Source organism: Nocardioides sp. NPDC092400 (genome assembly GCF_040684155.1).
GTDB lineage: Bacteria > Actinomycetota > Actinomycetes > Propionibacteriales > Nocardioidaceae > Nocardioides.
The window spans coordinates 1,031,030-1,049,005 of record NZ_JBFBFJ010000001.1; the positions used below are offsets into that span (position 1 = coordinate 1,031,030).

Annotated in this window: 16 protein-coding genes and 1 riboswitch; of the genes, 11 read left to right on the forward strand and 5 right to left on the reverse strand. The window is 73.3% G+C overall.

What is annotated here, in order from left to right; genetic code table 11:
* Positions 1-24: 24 nt before the first annotated feature.
* From AB0N29_RS05055 to AB0N29_RS05065, 3 genes are all read right to left on the reverse strand, one after another.
* On the reverse strand, positions 25-2,040 hold the full coding sequence (locus tag AB0N29_RS05055; protein ID WP_364864600.1) for an endonuclease/exonuclease/phosphatase family protein: 2,016 nt from the start codon (positions 2,038-2,040) through the stop codon (positions 25-27).
* 160 nt (positions 2,041-2,200) lie between these two features.
* Positions 2,201-2,872 (reverse strand): TrkA family potassium uptake protein, encoded by a 672-nt coding sequence (locus AB0N29_RS05060; RefSeq protein ID WP_364864602.1) that lies wholly within the window; start codon positions 2,870-2,872, stop codon positions 2,201-2,203.
* 3 nt (positions 2,873-2,875) lie between these two features.
* Positions 2,876-3,538 (reverse strand): TrkA family potassium uptake protein, encoded by a 663-nt coding sequence (locus AB0N29_RS05065; protein WP_302270942.1) that lies wholly within the window; start codon positions 3,536-3,538, stop codon positions 2,876-2,878.
* 68 nt (positions 3,539-3,606) lie between these two features.
* Between AB0N29_RS05065 and AB0N29_RS05070 the strand changes: the two genes are divergently transcribed.
* From AB0N29_RS05070 to AB0N29_RS05100, 7 genes are all read left to right on the forward strand, one after another.
* Positions 3,607-5,652 (forward strand): APC family permease, encoded by a 2,046-nt coding sequence (locus AB0N29_RS05070; RefSeq protein WP_302270943.1) that lies wholly within the window; start codon positions 3,607-3,609, stop codon positions 5,650-5,652.
* A complete protein-coding gene (locus tag AB0N29_RS05075; protein ID WP_364864605.1) occupies positions 5,649-6,842 on the forward strand; it encodes a class I SAM-dependent RNA methyltransferase in 1,194 nt (397 codons plus the stop codon). Before AB0N29_RS05070 ends, AB0N29_RS05075 begins: the two co-directional genes overlap by 4 nt.
* 184 nt (positions 6,843-7,026) lie before the next feature.
* Positions 7,027-9,888: an aconitate hydratase gene (locus tag AB0N29_RS05080; RefSeq protein WP_302270945.1), complete on the forward strand. Its 2,862-nt coding sequence runs from the start codon at positions 7,027-7,029 to the stop codon at positions 9,886-9,888.
* Between the two features lie 91 nt (positions 9,889-9,979).
* A riboswitch (guanidine-III (ykkC-III) riboswitch) is annotated at positions 9,980-10,043 on the forward strand.
* 10 nt (positions 10,044-10,053) lie between these two features.
* A complete protein-coding gene (locus AB0N29_RS05085; RefSeq protein WP_302270946.1) occupies positions 10,054-10,368 on the forward strand; it encodes a multidrug efflux SMR transporter in 315 nt (104 codons plus the stop codon).
* Positions 10,369-10,441: 73 nt separating this feature from the next.
* Complete coding sequence (locus AB0N29_RS05090; protein ID WP_302270947.1) at positions 10,442-10,744, forward strand: thiamine-binding protein; 303 nt, start codon at positions 10,442-10,444, stop codon at positions 10,742-10,744.
* Entirely contained in the window at positions 10,741-11,421 is a 681-nt protein-coding gene (locus AB0N29_RS05095) for a DUF3105 domain-containing protein (RefSeq protein ID WP_364864610.1), read from the forward strand. Before AB0N29_RS05090 ends, AB0N29_RS05095 begins: the two co-directional genes overlap by 4 nt.
* A 61-nt stretch (positions 11,422-11,482) precedes the next feature.
* Positions 11,483-11,887, forward strand: coding sequence for a YjbQ family protein (locus AB0N29_RS05100; protein WP_364864612.1), 405 nt, complete (start codon positions 11,483-11,485; stop codon positions 11,885-11,887).
* An 8-nt stretch (positions 11,888-11,895) separates the two neighbouring features.
* Here AB0N29_RS05100 and AB0N29_RS05105 read toward each other — a convergent pair whose 3' ends face one another.
* Positions 11,896-12,891, reverse strand: a complete 996-nt coding sequence (locus AB0N29_RS05105) for a glycosyl hydrolase family 18 protein (protein ID WP_364864614.1) — start codon at positions 12,889-12,891, stop codon at positions 11,896-11,898.
* Between the two features lie 54 nt (positions 12,892-12,945).
* Between AB0N29_RS05105 and AB0N29_RS05110 the strand changes: the two genes are divergently transcribed.
* Genes AB0N29_RS05110 through AB0N29_RS05125 form a run of 4 tightly spaced genes read left to right on the forward strand, consistent with a single transcriptional unit; the run spans position 12,946 to position 17,574 of the window.
* Positions 12,946-13,371: an NUDIX hydrolase gene (locus tag AB0N29_RS05110; protein ID WP_364864617.1), complete on the forward strand. Its 426-nt coding sequence runs from the start codon at positions 12,946-12,948 to the stop codon at positions 13,369-13,371.
* Positions 13,368-14,309, forward strand: a complete 942-nt coding sequence (locus AB0N29_RS05115) for an SMP-30/gluconolactonase/LRE family protein (protein ID WP_302270952.1) — start codon at positions 13,368-13,370, stop codon at positions 14,307-14,309. The genes AB0N29_RS05110 and AB0N29_RS05115 overlap by 4 nt, the downstream gene beginning before the upstream one ends.
* Before the next feature lie 18 nt (positions 14,310-14,327).
* Positions 14,328-16,232 (forward strand): 1-deoxy-D-xylulose-5-phosphate synthase, encoded by a 1,905-nt coding sequence (dxs, locus tag AB0N29_RS05120; RefSeq protein WP_302270953.1) that lies wholly within the window; start codon positions 14,328-14,330, stop codon positions 16,230-16,232.
* Positions 16,213-17,574: a hypothetical protein gene (locus AB0N29_RS05125; RefSeq protein ID WP_364864621.1), complete on the forward strand. Its 1,362-nt coding sequence runs from the start codon at positions 16,213-16,215 to the stop codon at positions 17,572-17,574. The genes dxs and AB0N29_RS05125 overlap by 20 nt, the downstream gene beginning before the upstream one ends.
* On the opposite strand, the gene AB0N29_RS05130 is transcribed toward AB0N29_RS05125, so the two are convergent.
* Positions 17,560-17,964 (reverse strand): PLD nuclease N-terminal domain-containing protein, encoded by a 405-nt coding sequence (locus AB0N29_RS05130; RefSeq protein ID WP_364864623.1) that lies wholly within the window; start codon positions 17,962-17,964, stop codon positions 17,560-17,562. The genes AB0N29_RS05125 and AB0N29_RS05130 overlap by 15 nt on opposite strands.
* Positions 17,965-17,976 lie beyond the last annotated feature (12 nt).

Here is a 17,976-nt window from a genome sequence, read left to right on the forward strand (position 1 = left end):
GGCCGGCGGTGGCCGCCGGACCGCTCAGCGGGTCGCGCGCAGGTCCGTGAAGGCGTCGAGGTAGGCCTGCACGGCCGCGGGGTCGCTCACCTCGAGCGTGAGCGCGCTGCTGGTCGCGGCGCTGTCGGTCCACACCGGGCCGCCGACCCAGGCCCTGCTCGCGCCGTCGGCGCCGCCGTACCGTCCGGAGACGACCAGGCTGGTCTGCGCCACCTTGGCGACGGCCACGGGGACGCCGGCAGCGGTCAGGCGCTGGCGCACGCCGCTGAGGACACCGGGGCCGGTCACCGTCGAGACGTCGCAGCCGGCGCGGCGCAGCTCGGCGAGCCGGTCGGCGATGACCCGCCCCCGCTCGCCGGCCCAGGACCGCACGACCGCGCGCACCACGGTCGGTGCCTGGGTGCCGCCGCACCCGACACCCGCGAGGGCGTCGACGACGGGGTCGCCCTGCGCGGGGGAGGCGCCGGTCCCGGCCGCCGGTGCGGTCGGGGTGGTGGGGTCGGTCGGGGTGGTGGGGTCGGTCGGGGTGGTGGGGTCGGTCGGGGTGGTGGGAGGCAGGGCCACGCCCGCGGCGGCCGCCAGGCGGTCGACCTCGGCGGTGTACGCCGCGTGGGTCGCCGGGTCGGTCGACAGGAACGCCGTCGTCCAACCGGTGGTGCTCGCGGGGCTCGCCGGGGCGCTGCCCACGACGGTGAGGGGAGTGGTGCGCGCCAGCCGGTCGACCGTGATCACCTCGAGCTCGTGGCGCCCGCCGCCCAGGCGCTCCGTGCCGCAGACCAGCGCGTACGACGTGGGGTCGGTGTCGTCCGCGGTGCCGGTGCCGAGGGCGGTCTGGAGGCGCGCGAGGCTGTCGCTCGTGCCGCCGGCGACGACCCGCACGGCGACGCCCTCGGCCGCGGCGCCGGCGAGGGCCGCCTCGAGGAGCGGGTCGGTCAGCCGGGCGGTGGCGAGCCGGACGAGGTCGCCGGGCTCGGCGTTCCGGATCGCGCGGAGCTGGCGGTCGCGCACGGCCGTCTGCTCGGCGGGCGTGCCGGACGGGTCGTTGAAGACCGGCCCGTCGGTCAGCAGCGACGCCGGCTGGTAGGTCACGACGACCGGGTCGTGGTCGGAGGCGAAGCCACGCACCACGCGGCGGCTGGTGGGCGCCAGGCCGCCGGCGTCGCGCACGGTCATCGTGTAGTCCAGCAGCGACGTCGGCCCGCGGGAGCCGGTCAGCGGCATGTCGAAGCGGACGAGCGCGCCGAGGGCGCTGGTCGGCAGGCCCGCGTTGCGGCGTCGACGGTCGGCGAGGTAGTTGACGTTCAGGTCACCGCCCGCGAACACGTGCTCGGTCGTCGTGAACATGTGCTCGATCTCGGCGCGCAGCAGCTGCAGGTGCTTGCGCAGGCGGGGGATGCGGCGCATGTCCGAGAGCCGGGCGTCCTTCGACGCCTGGGCGATCGTGTGGGTGTTGATCAGCCCGAAGACCTCGCCCGTGGCGATCTCGCGCAGCCGCACCGAGTTGATGTAGCGGGCGGGGGTGACGCCCGGCTCCGACCCGTGGACCTTGATCGTCCGGCCGTCGAGCAGCCGGAAGCGGGCCCGGTCCCAGATGATCGGGATCGCCCCGCCGCCGGTGGTCGGCATGTACCAGCCCCAGTCGGCCGCCTGCAGCACGCTCATCAGGTTGCGACGGTCCTCGGCGTCGGAGAACTCCTGGAGGCCGCCCGCGTCGCCGAGGGTCAGCGCGCGACGTACGTCGGCCATGGCCTTGGCCGGCCCCAGGCAGTGGCAGACGTTGAAGGTGAAGGCGCGGAACGGCGCGCTCGTGACCGGCTCGGCCGGCACCGTGACGGGGACCGTGGCCTGGCTCGTCGGGGTCGCCTGGGTCGTGGGAGCGGCGGCGGTGGCCGGCGCGGCCAGCCCGATCCCGAGGAGCAGGGCTGCCGTTCCGGCCGTCAGCGACCTCGTCAGCGACCTCGTCAGCGACCTCGTCAGCGGTCCGGTCGGCGCGGGACGCCACACGTCCCGCAGCCGTCGCGCCTGGTCCTGAGCCGTCATCACTGCCTCCTGCTGGGGCGGTGGGGCGCCCCTCGTCGGACGGCCGGGACGCCGTCGCCGGTAGATCACACCAGTCACACCCGTCACACGACAAGCGGATCCGGCGAACTACGGGCCTGTAGTTCGCGACGGCGGGCGGGAGCCGCGCCCGCGCCGCGCGTCAGCCGCCGTGGTTGGAGGGGGCGAGCAGCCGCTCCAGGGCGTCCTCGCCCTCGGCGGGCACCACGAACAGGAGCTCGTCGCCCGACTCGACCGGCTGCTCGGCGTTCGGCACGTAGACCTGGCCGTCCCGCAGGATCGTGACCAGGGCGCAGTTGTCCGGCAGCGGGATCAGCCCGCTCGGCTTGCCGACGTACGGCGAGTCGGACGGGAGCGTCATCTCGACCAGGTTGGCGTTGCCCTGGCGGAAGGTGAACAGCCGCACCAGGTCGCCGACCGTGACCGCCTCCTCGACGAGCGCGGACATGATCCGCGGGGTCGACACGTTCACGTCGACCCCCCACGCCTCGGTGAAGAGCCACTCGTTGTTCGGGTGGTTGACGCGGCCGACGGTCCGCGGCACGCCGAACTCGGTCTTGGCCAGCAGGGAGGTCACGAGGTTGACCTTGTCGTCCCCGGTCGCGGCGATGACGACGTCGCAGCGGTCCATCCGCGCCTCCTCCAGCGAGGAGAGCTCGCAGGAGTCGGCGAGCAGCCACTCGGCGTCGGGGACGCGCTCGGGCCGGATCGAGTCCGGGTTCTTGTCGATCAGCAGGACCTCGTGGCCGTTGTGGATCAGCTCTCGGGCGATGGAGCGGCCGACGGCTCCGGCTCCGGCGATGGCGACGCGCACTGCTCAGTCCTCCTGCGGTCCGCGCTTGATGACCCTCATGGCGGTCTCGGCGTTCTCCTCGCGGACGACGAGGTGGATCAGGTCGCCCTCCTGGATCACGGTCTCGCGCTTGGGCAGCATGCCCTCGCCGAGCCGGTCGATCCACGCGATGCGGCTGCCGGTCTGCTCCTGGAAGTGGACCGTGCGGTGGCCGACCCACACCTCCGGCACCGGCACGTGGTCCACGCGGATCGTCCCCGAGGGGTCGCGGAAGTCCGGCTCCGCGCCGGCCGGCAGCAGGCGGCGGAGCACCTGGTCGGCGGTCCACTTCACCGTCGCGACCGTGGTGATGCCGAGCCGCTGGTAGACCTCGGCCCGGCCCGGGTCGTAGATGCGGGCCACGACCTGCTGGATGCCGAACGTCTCCCGCGCGACACGCGCGGCGATGATGTTGGAGTTGTCGCCCGAGGAGACCGCGGCGAAGGCGTCGGCGCGACGGATGCCGGCCTTCTCCAGGACCTCCTGGTCGAAGCCCACGCCGGCGACCTTGTCACCGTTGAAGCCGGGCCCCAGACGGCGGAACGCGTCGGGCTCGCTGTCGATGACGGAGACCGTGTGGTTGCGGTCCTCGAGGCTGCGGGCGAGGGTGGAGCCGACTCGGCCGCAGCCCATGATCACGACGTGCACGGGGGAACCGTACCCGCGCTCCGCCGCGAAGCATCGGGGAAGCCCGTCGAGAGGTACCGTTGCCGCCCGTGAGTGTCGGGGACGTCTCCAAGCGGATCCTGCTGGGGCGCAAGCTGAGGAGCTCGCAGCTGGGCGAGACGCTCCTGCCCAAGCGGATCGCGCTGCCGGTCTTCGCCAGCGATGCGCTGTCGTCGGTCGCGTACGCCCCGGACGAGGTCTTCATCATGCTCTCCCTCGCGGGGGCGTCGGCGTACGTGTGGTCGTGGAAGATCGCGCTCGCCGTCGCGCTGGTGATGGCGGTCGTCGTGGCGTCGTACCGGCAGACCGTGCACGCCTACCCCTCGGGCGGCGGCGACTACGAGGTGGCAACGGTCAACCTCGGCCGCACCGCGGGCATGACCGTCGGCAGCGCGCTGCTGGTGGACTACGTGCTCACGGTGGCGGTCTCGATCTCCTCGGGCGCGCAGTACGCCGCCGCGGCGATCCCGCCGCTCATCGGCCACGAGCCGACGGTGGCGGCCATCGCGGTGCTCGCGCTGATGGCGATGAACCTGCGCGGCATCCGGGAGTCCGGCACGTTCTTCGCGGTCCCCACCTACCTCTTCATGGTGGCCATCCTCGGCATGTGCGCCTTCGGGCTGGTCCGCCTCGCTATGGGCGACCTGCCCGACGTGGAGTCGGCGGGCCTGACCATCGAGCCCGAGCCGGGGCTCGACGAGCCGCTCACCACGATCGGCCTGCTGATCCTGCTCGCGCGCGCCTTCTCGTCGGGGTGCGCGGCGCTGACCGGCGTCGAGGCGATCTCGAACGGCGTGCCCGCCTTCCGCCGGCCCAAGAGCAAGAACGCCGCCACGACGCTGCTGCTGCTCGGCCTGATCGCGATCTCGATGATGGTCAGCGTCATCGTGCTCGCCCGGCAGATGGGCATCCGCTACGTCGACCCCCACGACCTCGACCGGCTGATGCAGGACGGTCAGCCCGTCGGCGCCGACTACGAGCAGCACGCGGTGATCGCGCAGATCGCCCGGGCGGTCTTCCAGGAGTTCTCGCCGGCGTTCTACCTCGTCGTCACCGTCACCGGCATCATCCTGGTGCTCGCCGCCAACACCGCCTTCAACGGCTTCCCGGTGCTCGGCTCGATCCTGGCCAAGGACGGCTTCGCGCCGCGCGCGTTCGGCTCGCGCGGCGACCGGCTGGCCTACAGCAACGGCATCGTGTTCCTCGCCGTCATGGCGATCGCCCTGATCTACGCCTTCGACGCCGAGACCACGCGGCTCATCCAGCTCTACATCGTCGGCGTCTTCGTGTCCTTCAACCTCAGCCAGCTCGGCATGATCCGGCACTGGACGCGCCACCTGCGCACCGAGCACGACCCTGCCGAGCGCCGGCGGATGGTCCGCTCGCGGGCCATCAACACCGTCGGGCTGTCCTTCACCGCCGTCGTGCTGGTCATCATCCTGGCGACCAAGTTCCTCGCGGGCGCCTGGATCACGATCCTGGCGATGGGCGCGTTCTTCCTCCTCATGCGAGCCATCCGCGGCCACTACGACCAGGTGGCCGAGGAGCTCGCCGCCGACGACGAGGACAAGGCGCTGCCGACCCGCGTCCACGCGATCGTGCTGGTCTCCAAGCTGCACAAGCCGACGCTGCGCGCGCTCGCCTTCGCCAAGGCGACCCGGCCCAACGTCCTCGAGGGCGTCTACGTCGACGTGGACGCCGAGGCCACCTCCCGGCTGCTCACCGACTGGGACGACCGCGGCATCGAGGTGCCGCTCAAGGTGCTGCACTCGCCGTACCGCGAGCTGGTGCGCCCGGTCGTCGAGTACGCCGGCGAGATCCGCAAGGCCAACCCGCGCGGCGTCGTCGCGGTCTACATCCCCGAGTACGTCGTCGGCCGCTGGTGGGAGCAGCTGCTCCACAACCAGACCGCGCTGCGGCTCAAGGGACGCCTGCTCTTCACCCCGGGTGTCATGGTCATCTCCGTGCCCTTCCAGCTGCGCTCCTCCGAGATCGCCCGCGAGCGCAACCGTCGCGAGGCCGAGCGGGTCCGTCCCGGTGACCTCCGGCGCGGCCGGGTCTCCCGCCGCTCCGACGACCACCAGGTGCAGCGATGAGCCCCCGGCCGCCGCAGCGGCGGCAGGGCCGGCCCGCGCCCCGGCAGAAGCAGGCCCGCGGCGCGTCCGTGGTGGGTCGCCGCTTCGAGGCGGTCGTCGGGCCGGTCGCCCACGGCGGTCACTGCATCGTCCGGGTGACGACCGACCCGTCGGTCGAGCCCGTCGAGACCCGGGTGGTCTTCACGCGGCACGCGATCCCCGGGGAGCGGGTCGTGCTCGAGCTGACCGAGGGCACCGTGGGCGACCGCTTCTGGCGCGGCGACGTCGTCGAGGTCCTCGAGGCCTCGCCGGACCGGGTCGTCCCTCCCTGCCCCTACGCGCGCCCCGGTCGCTGCGGCGGCTGCGACTTCCAGCACGTCGACCTCGGGCGCCAGCGCGACCTGAAGGCCGAGGTGGTCGCCGAGCAGCTGCGCCGGCTCGCCGGCCTCGACCTCGCGGTCACCGTCGAGGCGGTCGAGGGCGACCTGCCCGAGCAGGTCGCCGGCCTGCGCTGGCGCACCCGGCAGCAGTACGTCCGGCTGCCCGACGGCGCCCGTGGCCTGCGCAAGCACCGCTCACGCGAGGTCGTCGTCGTCGACGACTGCCGCATCGCCCACCCCGACGCCCGTGAGCCGCGCCCGGGCACGGTGACCGAGCAGGTCGCCGCCGCCGGCTCGACCCAGGCGTTCCAGGTCGCCGCCGACGGCTTCTGGCAGGTCCACCCAGGCGCGCCGCGGGTGCTCGTGGACACCGTCCTGGGGCTGCTGCAGCCGCGGGCGGGGGAGTCGGTGCTCGACCTGTACGCCGGTGTGGGCCTCTTCGCCCGCTTCCTCGGCGAGGCCGTCGGGGACGGTGGTCGGGTGGCCGCGATCGAGGGTGACCCCACCGCGGCGGGCCACGCCGCGACCAACTGCCCGGGTGCCGACGTCTCCGCCGGAGGCGTCGACGAGGTGCTCGCGGCGGCGTACGACGGCCACTGGGACCTGGTGGTCCTCGACCCGCCCCGCGAGGGGGCGCGGCGGCCCGTCGTCGAGCAGGTGGTCGCCCGCACCCCGCGCGCCGTGGCGTACGTCGCCTGCGACCCGGCCGCGCTGGCCCGCGACACCGCCGTCTTCGCCGAGCACGGCTACCGCCTGGAGACCCTCCGCGCGTTCGACCTGTTCCCGATGACCCACCACGTGGAGTGCGTCGCGCTGCTCGTACGTGAATGACCCCTCGACATCGTGTATCTTGACGTCAAGAGATCCCGACCGGATCCGACGTGCGGGTCAGCCACCCGGATAAGGGGAACCTTCCTTTCACCGGCCCCCGGCGCAGCGGCAGTATGGCGAGAGCCCGCCGGCGGCCCGCACGGTCGCACGTAGAGCACCACGGACGTCACGAGGAGAGTCAGCAGTGGCCAGTCAGGACAGCTTCGGTGCCAAGAGCACCCTGGACGTGGACGGACAGTCCTACGAGATCTACCGCCTCGACGCGGTGACGGGGGAGGGACTGGACGTCGAGACGTTGCCGTTCAGCCTCAAGGTCCTGCTCGAGAACCTGCTGCGCACCGAGGACGGTGCCGACATCACCGCCGACGACATCAAGGCCCTCGCGGGCTGGGATGCCGACGCGCACCCGGACAAGGAGATCCAGTTCACGCCGGCGCGCGTGATCATGCAGGACTTCACCGGCGTGCCGTGCGTGGTCGACCTCGCCACGATGCGCGAGGCCATGGCCGAGCTCGGCGGCGACCCGTCGCGGATCAACCCGCTCGCGCCCGCCGAGATGGTCATCGACCACTCGGTGATCGCCGACGTCTTCGGCACGCCCGAGTCCTTCGAGCGCAACGTCGAGATCGAGTACGAGCGCAACCGCGAGCGCTACCAGTTCCTGCGCTGGGGCCAGGGCGCCTTCGACGACTTCAAGGTCGTCCCCCCGGGCACCGGCATCGTCCACCAGGTCAACATCGAGCACCTGGCCCGCACCGTCATGGTGCGCGACGGCGTCGCCTACCCCGACACCTGCGTCGGCACCGACTCCCACACCACGATGGTCAACGGCATCGGCGTGGTCGGCTGGGGCGTCGGCGGCATCGAGGCCGAGGCCGCGATGCTCGGCCAGCCGGTCTCCATGCTGATCCCGCGCGTGGTCGGCTTCAAGCTCAACGGCGACCTGCCCGAGGGCTCGACCGCCACCGACCTGGTCCTCACGATCACCGAGATGCTGCGCAAGCACGGCGTCGTCGGCAAGTTCGTGGAGTTCTACGGCCCCGGCGTCTCCGCGCTGCCGCTGGCCAACCGCGCCACGATCGGCAACATGAGCCCGGAGTTCGGCTCGACCATCGCGGTCTTCCCGATCGACGACCAGACCATCGACTACCTCAAGCTCACCGGTCGCCCCGAGGAGCAGCTGAAGCTGGTCGAGGCCTACGCCAAGGAGCAGGGCCTCTGGCACGACCCGGACGCCGAGCCGCGCTACTCCGAGAAGCTCGAGCTCGACCTCTCCACGGTCGTCCCGTCGCTCGCCGGCCCGAAGCGCCCGCAGGACCGTGTCGCGCTGTCCGACGCCCGCGAGGCGTTCCGCGTCGCGCTGGCCGACTACGTCACCGCCGACGAGACCGGTGGCGAGGACCGCAAGCCCGGCGTCCCGCAGAACGACCAGCCGTACGGCGTCACCACCGGTGCCGACGAGGCCTCGGCCGAGTCGTTCCCGTCCTCCGACCCGCCGGCCACCAACGGGAACGGCGACGGCCACGACGCCGCCGACGCCCCGGCCGACTGGCACTCCGCGGCGGCCAACGCCGACGGCCGCCCGAGCAACCCGGTCCGGGTGACCCTCGAGGACGGTCGCGAGTTCGAGCTCGACCACGGCGCCGTCACGATCGCCGCGATCACCTCGTGCACCAACACCTCGAACCCGTCGGTCATGATCGGCGCCGCCCTGCTGGCGAAGAAGGCCGTCGAGAAGGGCCTGTCCACCAAGCCCTGGGTCAAGACGACGCTGGCCCCCGGCTCGCAGGTGGTCTCCGACTACTACGAGCGCGCCGGCCTCACGCCGTACCTCGACAAGCTGGGCTTCAACCTCGTCGGCTACGGCTGCACCACCTGCATTGGCAACTCCGGCCCGCTCATCCCCGAGGTCTCCGCCGCGATCAACGAGAAGGACCTCGCGGTCGTCTCGGTGCTCTCGGGCAACCGGAACTTCGAGGGTCGGATCAACCCCGACGTGAAGATGAACTACCTCGCGTCCCCGCCGCTGGTCGTCGCCTACGCGCTCGCCGGCTCCATGGACGTCGACCTGTTCAACGACCCGCTGGGCCAGGACACCGACGGCAACGACGTGTTCATGAAGGACATCTGGCCCTCCCCGCAGGAGGTCGAGCGGGTGATCGGCGAGTCGATCACGTCCGACATGTTCGGCTCGTCGTACTCCGACGTGTTCGCCGGCGACGAGCGGTGGCAGTCGCTCCCCACGCCCGAGGGCGACACCTTCGAGTGGGACGCGGAGTCCACCTACGTCCGCAAGCCCCCGTACTTCGAGGGCATGCCCGACGAGCCCGTGGCCGTCACCGACATCGAGGGCGCCCGCGTGCTCCTCAAGCTCGGCGACTCGGTCACCACCGACCACATCAGCCCGGCCGGTGCGATCAAGAAGGACTCGCCCGCGGGCAAGTACCTCGCCGAGCACGGCGTCGGCCAGCGGGACTTCAACTCCTACGGCTCGCGCCGCGGCAACCACGAGGTGATGATCCGCGGCACGTTCGCGAACATCCGGCTGCGCAACCAGCTGGCGCCGGGCACCGAGGGCGGCTTCACCCGCGACTTCACCAACGGTGGCGACGTGACCACCGTCTTCGAGGCCTCGGAGAACTACATCGCCGCGGGCACCCCGCTGGTCGTCCTCGCGGGCAAGGAGTACGGCTCCGGCTCCTCGCGCGACTGGGCCGCCAAGGGCACCTCGCTGCTGGGCGTCAAGGCCGTCATCGCCGAGTCCTACGAGCGCATCCACCGCTCGAACCTGATCGGCATGGGCGTCATCCCGCTGCAGTTCCCCGAGGGTCAGACCGCCGAGAGCCTCGGCCTGACCGGTGAGGAGGAGTTCTCCATCACCGGCATCACCGAGCTCAACGAGGGCCGCACGCCGAAGACCGTCAAGGTCAAGGCCGGCGACGTCGAGTTCGACGCGGTCGTCCGCATCGACACCCCCGGTGAGGCGAACTACTACCGCAACGGCGGCATCATGCAGTTCGTCCTGCGGAACCTCCGCAAGGCCTGATCGGCACCTGCACCACCCGCACGGCCCGTCGCCCCTCGTGGGTGGCGGGCCGTGCGGCGTTCGCGGGCTCGGCCTCACCGGATAGGGTCGGGACAGGGCCGAGACGGCCCACCGGACGAGGGAGCCGTACCCGGAGAGCGACAAGACGGCCGTCTGGAGGTCGTCGTGGCGTGGTTGGTGCTGGTCCTCTCGGGTGTCCTGGAGGCCGTCTGGGCGACGGCGCTCGGCAGGTCCGAGGGCTTCTCCCGGCTGGGCCCCACGGTGGTCTTCGCCGCGGGGATCGCGCTGAGCATGGGCGGCCTGGCCTACGCGCTGCGCACCCTCCCGGTCGGCACGGCGTACGCCGTGTGGGTCGGCATCGGCGCGTGCCTGACCGTGGCGTACGGCATGGCGACCGGCACCGAGCCGGTCACGGCCGTCAAGGTGCTGCTGCTGGCCGGGCTGATCGGCTGCGTCATCGGGCTGAAGCTCGCCCACTGATCCGGCCGGGACGCCCGGCCCACGGTGGGTGCTGGTCGCGGCTCGCCGACGAGGTGCCGACTACCGTGGAGGCATGATCGTCGCGTTCAGCATCAGCCCCACGACCGGTGACGAGACCGGCGGAGTCTCCGAGGCCGTGGCGGCCGCCGTGCGGGTCGTCCGCGAGTCCGGCCTGCCGAACGAGACCAACGCGATGTTCACCAACATCGAGGGCGAGTGGGACGAGGTGATGGCGGTCGTCAAGCGGGCCGTCGACGTCGTCGCCGAGGTGTCCCCGCGGGTCGGCCTGGTGCTCAAGGCGGACATCCGTCCCGGCTTCACCGGCCAGCTGACCGCCAAGGTCGAGCGGGTCGAGCGCGCGCTCGAGCAGTCGTGAGCGAGGCGCCTCCCGAGCCGCCGTACCCGTCCGCGCCCCCGCCGGTGCCCCCGCCGGCGCCGGAGCCCGAGCCCGCGTCCGAGCCCGTGCGCCGGGACCGGGTGGCGGTTCTGGTCCTCGCCGCCGTCGCGGCGGTCGCCGTGCTGGTCGTCGCGATCGGCGTGCCGCTGGCGGTGAGCCAGCTGCGCGCGGACGACGCCGCGCAGGTCGAGCGGAACCTCGAGGAGGTGGCGGTCGTCGAGGGGCTGCGGACCGACCACACCAGCGGCGACGTCACCTACCCGCAGACCCCGCCGGCCGGCGGGCCGCACGACCCGCGCTGGCTCGAGTGCGGCGTCTACGACGAGCCGGTCCGCGAGGAGAACGCCGTGCACGACCTCGAGCACGGGACCGTGTGGATCACCTACGACCCGGACCTCGCCGCGGACGACGTCGACCGCCTGGTCGAGCTGCTGCCCGACAACGGCATCCTCTCGCCCTACCCCGGCCTGCCCGCGCCGGTGGTCGTGACGGTCTGGGGCCACCAGCTGCGCCTGGTCGGCGCCGACGACCCGCGCCTGCCGCTCTTCGTCGCGCGCCTCGGCGGCGGGCAGACCGCCCCGGAGCCGTTCGCGTCCTGCGCCGGCGGGCTGCGGGACCCGCAGGGCGGCACGGAGAGCCCCGGCACCCCCGTCTGAGCCCGCCACCCAGGGGCCGGCACGGGGTCTGAGACGGTCCCGGGACGGGCACGGTCCCGGCATGGACTCCGAGACCAGGGCCTTCCGCACCGGTGGCCAGGACACCGTCCTGGACCTGACCCGCGAGTGCGCGGACTTCGTCCGCGCGCGCGGCGACGGCCTGCTGCACCTCTTCGTCCCCCACGCGACCGCCGGCCTGGCGATCCTCGAGACGGGATCGGGCAGCGACGACGACCTGCTGGCCGCGCTGGGCGACCTGCTGCCCGCCGACGACCGCTGGCGCCACCGCCACGGCACGCCGGGCCACGGGCGCTCGCACGTGATGCCGGCCCTCGTGCCGCCGTACGCGACGGTGCCGGTGCTCGACGGCGAGCTGGCGCTCGGCACCTGGCAGAGCGTCTGCCTGGTCGACCTGAACGTCGACAACCACGAGCGGCAGGTGCGGTTCAGCTTCCTGTCCGGCTGAGGGGCCGGTCAGGCCAGGGGACCGGCCGAGCCGAGCCGCCACAGCGCGATGCCGTGCACGCCCAGCTCCTCGGCGAGCTCCTCGCGCAGCCGGAACGACCGGGTGTCGGACCACCACAGGACGGTGCCGTCGGACAACCGGGCCCGCCACTCCCCGGCAGTGGGCTTCCACACGGCCCGGGCGCCGTCCTCGCGCACCAGCCGCCGCGCGCGCTGGACCGTGAGGCTGCGGCCCTCGCCCCTGCGCGGCCAGGTGTAGCCGTACCCGGCCACCCCGAGGTCGACCTTCGCCGCGGGCACCTCCGTCAGCACCGCCTCGACCACGGACCGCTGCCAGCGCAGCGGCCCGATCGGCCCCGGACCCGTCCAGATCGGGCCGTGCCGGTCGTAGGCCATCACGACCACCACGTCCGCGGCGCGGCCGATCGCCCCGACGCGGAAACCCCGCTCGCGGTAGCCCTCGACCGTCGGCGACGGCTGGAGGTCGACGGAGACGGTGCGCTCGGCGGGCATCCGCGCCTGCAGCTCGCGCACCAGCCGCACGAGGCCGCGGCCGTCGGCCCGCGACAGCGACTCCAGGTCGACGGTGATCCCGTCCCAGCCCTGGCGGCGCACGACGTCGGCCAGCTGCCGGGCGACCCGCCGCACCCGGTCCTCGTGGCGCAGCAGGCGCCGGGCAGCCCGGCTGTCGAAGCCGCCGAGCCGGTCGCTGTAGTTGCTCACCAGCAGCTCGGCCCGGAGCCCGTGGCGGTGCGCCCGTCGCAGCTGCCGGGTGAGCTCGCCCGGCGCACGCACGTCGCGCCCGTCGGCGGAGATCGGCACCGAGGCGACGCCGAGCGCCGCGAGGGCCGGTGCGTCCCGCTCGACCACGTCCGCCGGCGTGCTCGCCAGCACGTAGCCGGTGACGGCGAGCGGCGGCTGCGCCGCGGCGGTGCCGGCGGCGGTGCCGGCGGCGGTCAGGATCGAGGCGGCGAGGGCGGCGGCCAGGCGGGGGCGTCGGGTCACCGGGACAGTGTCCCAGGGGACCGCCGGCGGGTCCTGCGCCGTAGGTTGGCCGGCATGACACGGTTCGCCTGCGTCCTGCTCGTCGACCGCCGCGGCTGGGTGCTGCTCCAGGAGCGCGACGAGCACGCCGTCATCGATCCCGAGACCTGGGGGCTGCCCGGCGGCCACGTCGAGGACGGCGAGGGCTTCGAGGAGGCGGCGTACCGGGAGCTGGCCGAGGAGACCGGTGTCGTGCTCGAGCACGGCGACCTGCAGTTCTGGCACGAGTTCGCCACCGAGCACGCGTCGTACGGCGTGGGGTCGATGCACGTGTACGTCGGCGCGGTGGACCTGACCGACGCCGACATCACCTGCGGCGAGGGCCGCCAGATGGTCTTCGTCGACCCGGCGCGGGTGCGCACCCTGGAGCTGACCGGGTCGGCGCAGGACGCCCTCCCGGCCTTCCTCGCCAGCGAGCTCTACAGCACGATGACCCCATGACCACCGCGAGCACCACGGACCTGACCGTCGTCCCCGTCCCCGCCGGCGGCGCCGAGGACGTCGTCGTCGCCACGTCCGGTCCGGACGAGGGCTGCGTCTTCACCGGCACCGAGGACGGCAGCATCTTCCGGGTCGGCCCCGACGGCTCGAAGGTCGACCGCGTCGCGCACACCGGCGGCCGCCCCCTCGGCATCGAGCTCGACGGCGACGGCCGGCTCCTGGTCTGCGACGCCAAGCGCGGCGTGCTGCGCGTGGACACCGCCACCGGCGGGGTCGAGACCGTGACCGACCGGGTCGGCGGCACGCCGATGGTCTTCTGCAACAACGCGGCCATCGCGAGCGACGGCACGGTGTGGTTCTCCGACTCCTCGACGCGCTACGGGATCGACCGGTGGAAGGACGACTTCATCCAGGTCACCCGCACGGGGCGGCTGATGCGGATGGCGACCGACGGGACCGTCGAGGTCGTCCTGGACGGTCTGGCCTTCGCCAACGGCGTCGCGCTGAGCAAGGGCGAGGACTTCGTCTGCGTCGCGGAGACCGGGGCCCGGACCGTCGTGCGCCGCTGGCTGACCGGTGACCGCGCCGGCATGCGCGACCTGCTGTGCCAGAACCTCCCCGGCTACCCCGACAACATCGCCCGGGGCAGCGACGGCCTGATCTGGGTGACCATCGCCAGCCCCCGCGACACCGTCGTGGAGCGGCTCCAGGCGGCGCCCGTCCGGGTCCGCAAGCTGGTCACGAGGATCCCGCAGCGACTGCAGCCGGCCCCGGCGCGGACCGTCCGCGTCCAGGCGTACGACGACGCCGGGCGCCTCGTGCACGACGTCGACCTGCCGGGGGACCGGTACCACATGGTGACCGGCGTCCGGGAGCACGACGGCCGGGTCTGGATGGGCAGCCTGCACGAGCCGGCGATCGCGGCGCACGACCTGTGACGTCCTAGACTCCGAGGCATGTCGCTCCTCGACTCGATCGCCGGTCCGCGGGACCTCCGCGCGCTCACGCCCGACGAGCTCGAGGCGCTCGCGGTCGAGATCCGCGACCTGCTCGTGCAGACGTGCTCGCGCATCGGCGGGCACCTCGGGCCGAACCTCGGCGTCGTCGAGCTCACCCTCGCCATCCACCGCGTCTTCGACAGCCCGCGCGACCGGATCGTCTTCGACACCGGCCACCAGTCCTACGTCCACAAGATCCTCACCGGCCGCGGCGGGCAGTTCGACGTGCTGCGCAAGGAGGGCGGGCTCTCGGGCTACCCGAGCCAGGCGGAGTCCGAGCACGACATCGTCGAGAACTCCCACGCCTCGACCGCGCTGTCCTACGCCGACGGCCTGGCCAAGGCCTACGCGATCCGCGGCGAGGACCGGCACACCGTCGCGGTCATCGGCGACGGTGCCCTCACCGGCGGCATGGCCTGGGAGGCGCTGAACAACATCGCCATCGCCAAGGACAGCCGCCTGGTCATCGTGGTCAACGACAACGGCCGCTCCTACACCCCGACCATCGGCGGGCTCGCGAACGCGCTCACCACGCTGCGCACCAACCCCCGCTACGAGCAGGTGCTCGACCTGGTCAAGAAGCGCCTCAACGCCGTCCCCGGCGTCGGCCCCGCGGCGTACGACGCCCTGCACGCGATGAAGAAGGGCCTCAAGGACGCGCTGGCGCCCCAGGGCCTCTTCGAGGACCTCGGCCTCAAGTACGTCGGCCCCGTCGACGGCCACGACACCGTCGCCATGGAGGCCGCGCTGGACCGCGCCAAGCGCTTCGGCGGCCCGGTGATCGTGCACGCGCTGACCCGCAAGGGCTTCGGGTACGACGCGGCCGAGCGGCACGAGGCCGACCAGTTCCACTCCCCGCAGCCCTTCGACATCGAGACCGGCGAGGAGAAGGCCCGCGGCCGGATCTGGACCGACGTCTTCGCCGACGAGATCGTCCACATCGGACAGCGCCGCAAGGACGTCGTCGCGATCACGGCGGCGATGATGCACCCGGTCGGGCTCGACCACTTCCAGGCGCGGTTCCCCGAGCGCACCTTCGACGTCGGGATCGCCGAGCAGCACGCCGCGACCTCCGCCGCCGGGCTCGCGCTGGGCGGCCTGCACCCCGTGGTCGCCGTCTACGCGACGTTCCTCAACCGCGCCTTCGACCAGGTGCTCATGGACTGCGCCCTGCACCGCACCGGTGTCACCTTCGTGCTGGACCGCGCGGGCGTCACCGGCGACGACGGCGCCTCCCACAACGGCATGTGGGACATGTCGATCCTCCAGGTCGTGCCCGGCCTGCGGATCGCCGCGCCGCGCGACGCCGCGCGCCTGCGCGAGCTGCTCAACGAGGCCGTCGAGGTCGAGGACGCCCCGACCGTCGTGCGCTTCCCGAAGGGCCCGCCGCCCGAGGACGTCGAGGCGGTCGGCAAGGCCGGCGGCGCGGACGTGCTGGTGCGCAACGGCCCCAAGGACGTCCTGGTGGTGGCTGTCGGCTCGATGAACGAGGTCGCCCTCGGCGTCGCCGACCGGCTCGTCGCCCAGGGCATCGGCGTGACCGTCGTCGACCCGCGCTGGGTCAAGCCGGTCGACCCCGCCGTCGTCGAGCTGGCCCGCGAGCACCGCCTCGTCGTCTCCGTCGAGGACAACGGCCTGGTAGGCGGTTGCGGCTCGGTGCTGCTGCAGACCCTGGTGGAGGCCGGCGTCACGACGCCGGTGCGGCTGCGGGGCATCCCGCAGGAGTTCCTGCAGCACGCCAAGCGGGCCGCGATCCTCGAGCGCATCGGCCTCACGCCGCAGGCGCTCGCCCTCGACATCGTCGAGTACATGACCTCTCTGGACGAGGGTCGTTTACCCGTCGATGCCGACCACCCGATCTGAGCGACGCCGCACCACCCGCTCCCCGTCGCGCGCCGCGGCACTGCTCGCGGCGTACGCCCTGCTGGGCTGGCTGCTGCCGGCCTGCTCGCTGCTCGAGGACGACGCCCCGGCGGAGGGCACCGCGGCCGCGACGGCGGCGATGGCGCCCGCCGACGTCGTCGCCGGCCTCCAGCGGGCGCTGCGACGGCGGGCCGAGGCGGTCCGCACGGGTGACCGGAACGCCTTCGCGTCCGGACTGGCCCGGCGCGCGCCCCGGGTCCGTGCGGAGCAGCTGACGTACTTCGACAACCTGGCCCAGCTGCCGATCGCGAAGCTCGGCTACTCCTTCGACCGCCGGAACATCGTGCGCCGCGGCGACGCCTACTGGGTCGTCGTCGAGCTGACCATGCAGCTGGCGGGGTACGACGCGGCGCCGGTGGTCAGCCACGACCGGTTCCTCTTCCGCCCCGCGCCCCGCGACGACCGGCGGATGCTGCTGCGGTCGACCACCGACCCCGCGTGGGAGGCCGAGCACGACGTCCGCCCGCAGCCGTGGGACCTCGGCCCGGTCGAGGTGCGGGGCGGCTACGGCGTGCTCGGCGTCTTCGACCGGGGCAGCCTGCCGGCGGCCGCGGGCGTCATCGCCTCGGTGGAGGACGGCATCGCCGACGTCTCCGCCGCGGTCCCGTGGCCCTGGCGGCGCACCGTGGTGGTCTACGCCCTGTCCTCCACCGCCTTCCTCGACAGCATCGAGGACCTCCCGGGCGGGGACCCCGAACGGCTCGACGGCGTGGCGTTCCCCGTCCCCGCCGGCCCGGACGGCGGCACCGCGGCGACCCGGTTCGCGCTGAACCCCCGCATGCTGGACCGGCCGGGACCCGAGCGCGACCGGCTGGTGCGCCACGAGCTGGTCCACGTGGCGCTGGGGGAGCGCGACGACCACGCGCCGGTGTGGCTGAGCGAGGGGGTGGCGGAGTACGTCTCCGTCCGCCCGGTCGCCCCCGCGGACCGCGTCGTCGCGCAGGCGGCACTGGAGCGGGCGGTGGACGGCGTCGACGGCCTGCCGACCCGCGGGTCGTTCACCGACCCGGGCGAGGAGCCGGTGGTCAGCTACGGCCTGTCGTGGTGGGTGTGCGAGTACGTCGCCGGCTCGTTCGGCGAGCCCGCGCTGTGGTCGCTCCTCGACGAGCTCGCGACCGAGGGCGCGGACGAGACCGACGTCCTGCGCCGCCTGCTCGGGCTCACCCCCGAGCAGCTGGCCGACCGCGCCGCGCGGCTGATGGTCGCGACGTTCGTGCCGGAGGTCGCCGCCTCCTCGGGTCCCTCGGGCGCCTCGGGCCCCTCGGGCTCAGGCGCCCGCTGAGGCGTCGGGGTCGCCCGGGCCCTCCTGCCCCTCGAGCTGGTCCTTGCGCCGCCGCTCGGCCTCGTAGCGCCGCCGCTGCTCCTCCGCCCGCTCGCGCACCTGGCGCAGGAACTCCTCGTCCTTGGCCGGGTCGGCCGCCGCCATCCGACCGGGGCGCTCGTACTCCGGGAAGCCGGGCGCCGCGCCCTGCTGCCGGGTGAGCCGGGGCGTGGGCGCCGGTCGGCCCGCCACCAGCCAGGCGAGGGAGCCCACGAGCGGGAACAGCAGCACCAGCACGATCCACGCCCACTTGGGGAGGTGCCGCACCCGCGACTGGTCGGTGCTGATCGCGTCCACGAGGCAGTAGGCCCACAGGATGAACACGATCACCCCGGGCAGCAGTCTGATCACGCGAGCAGTCTC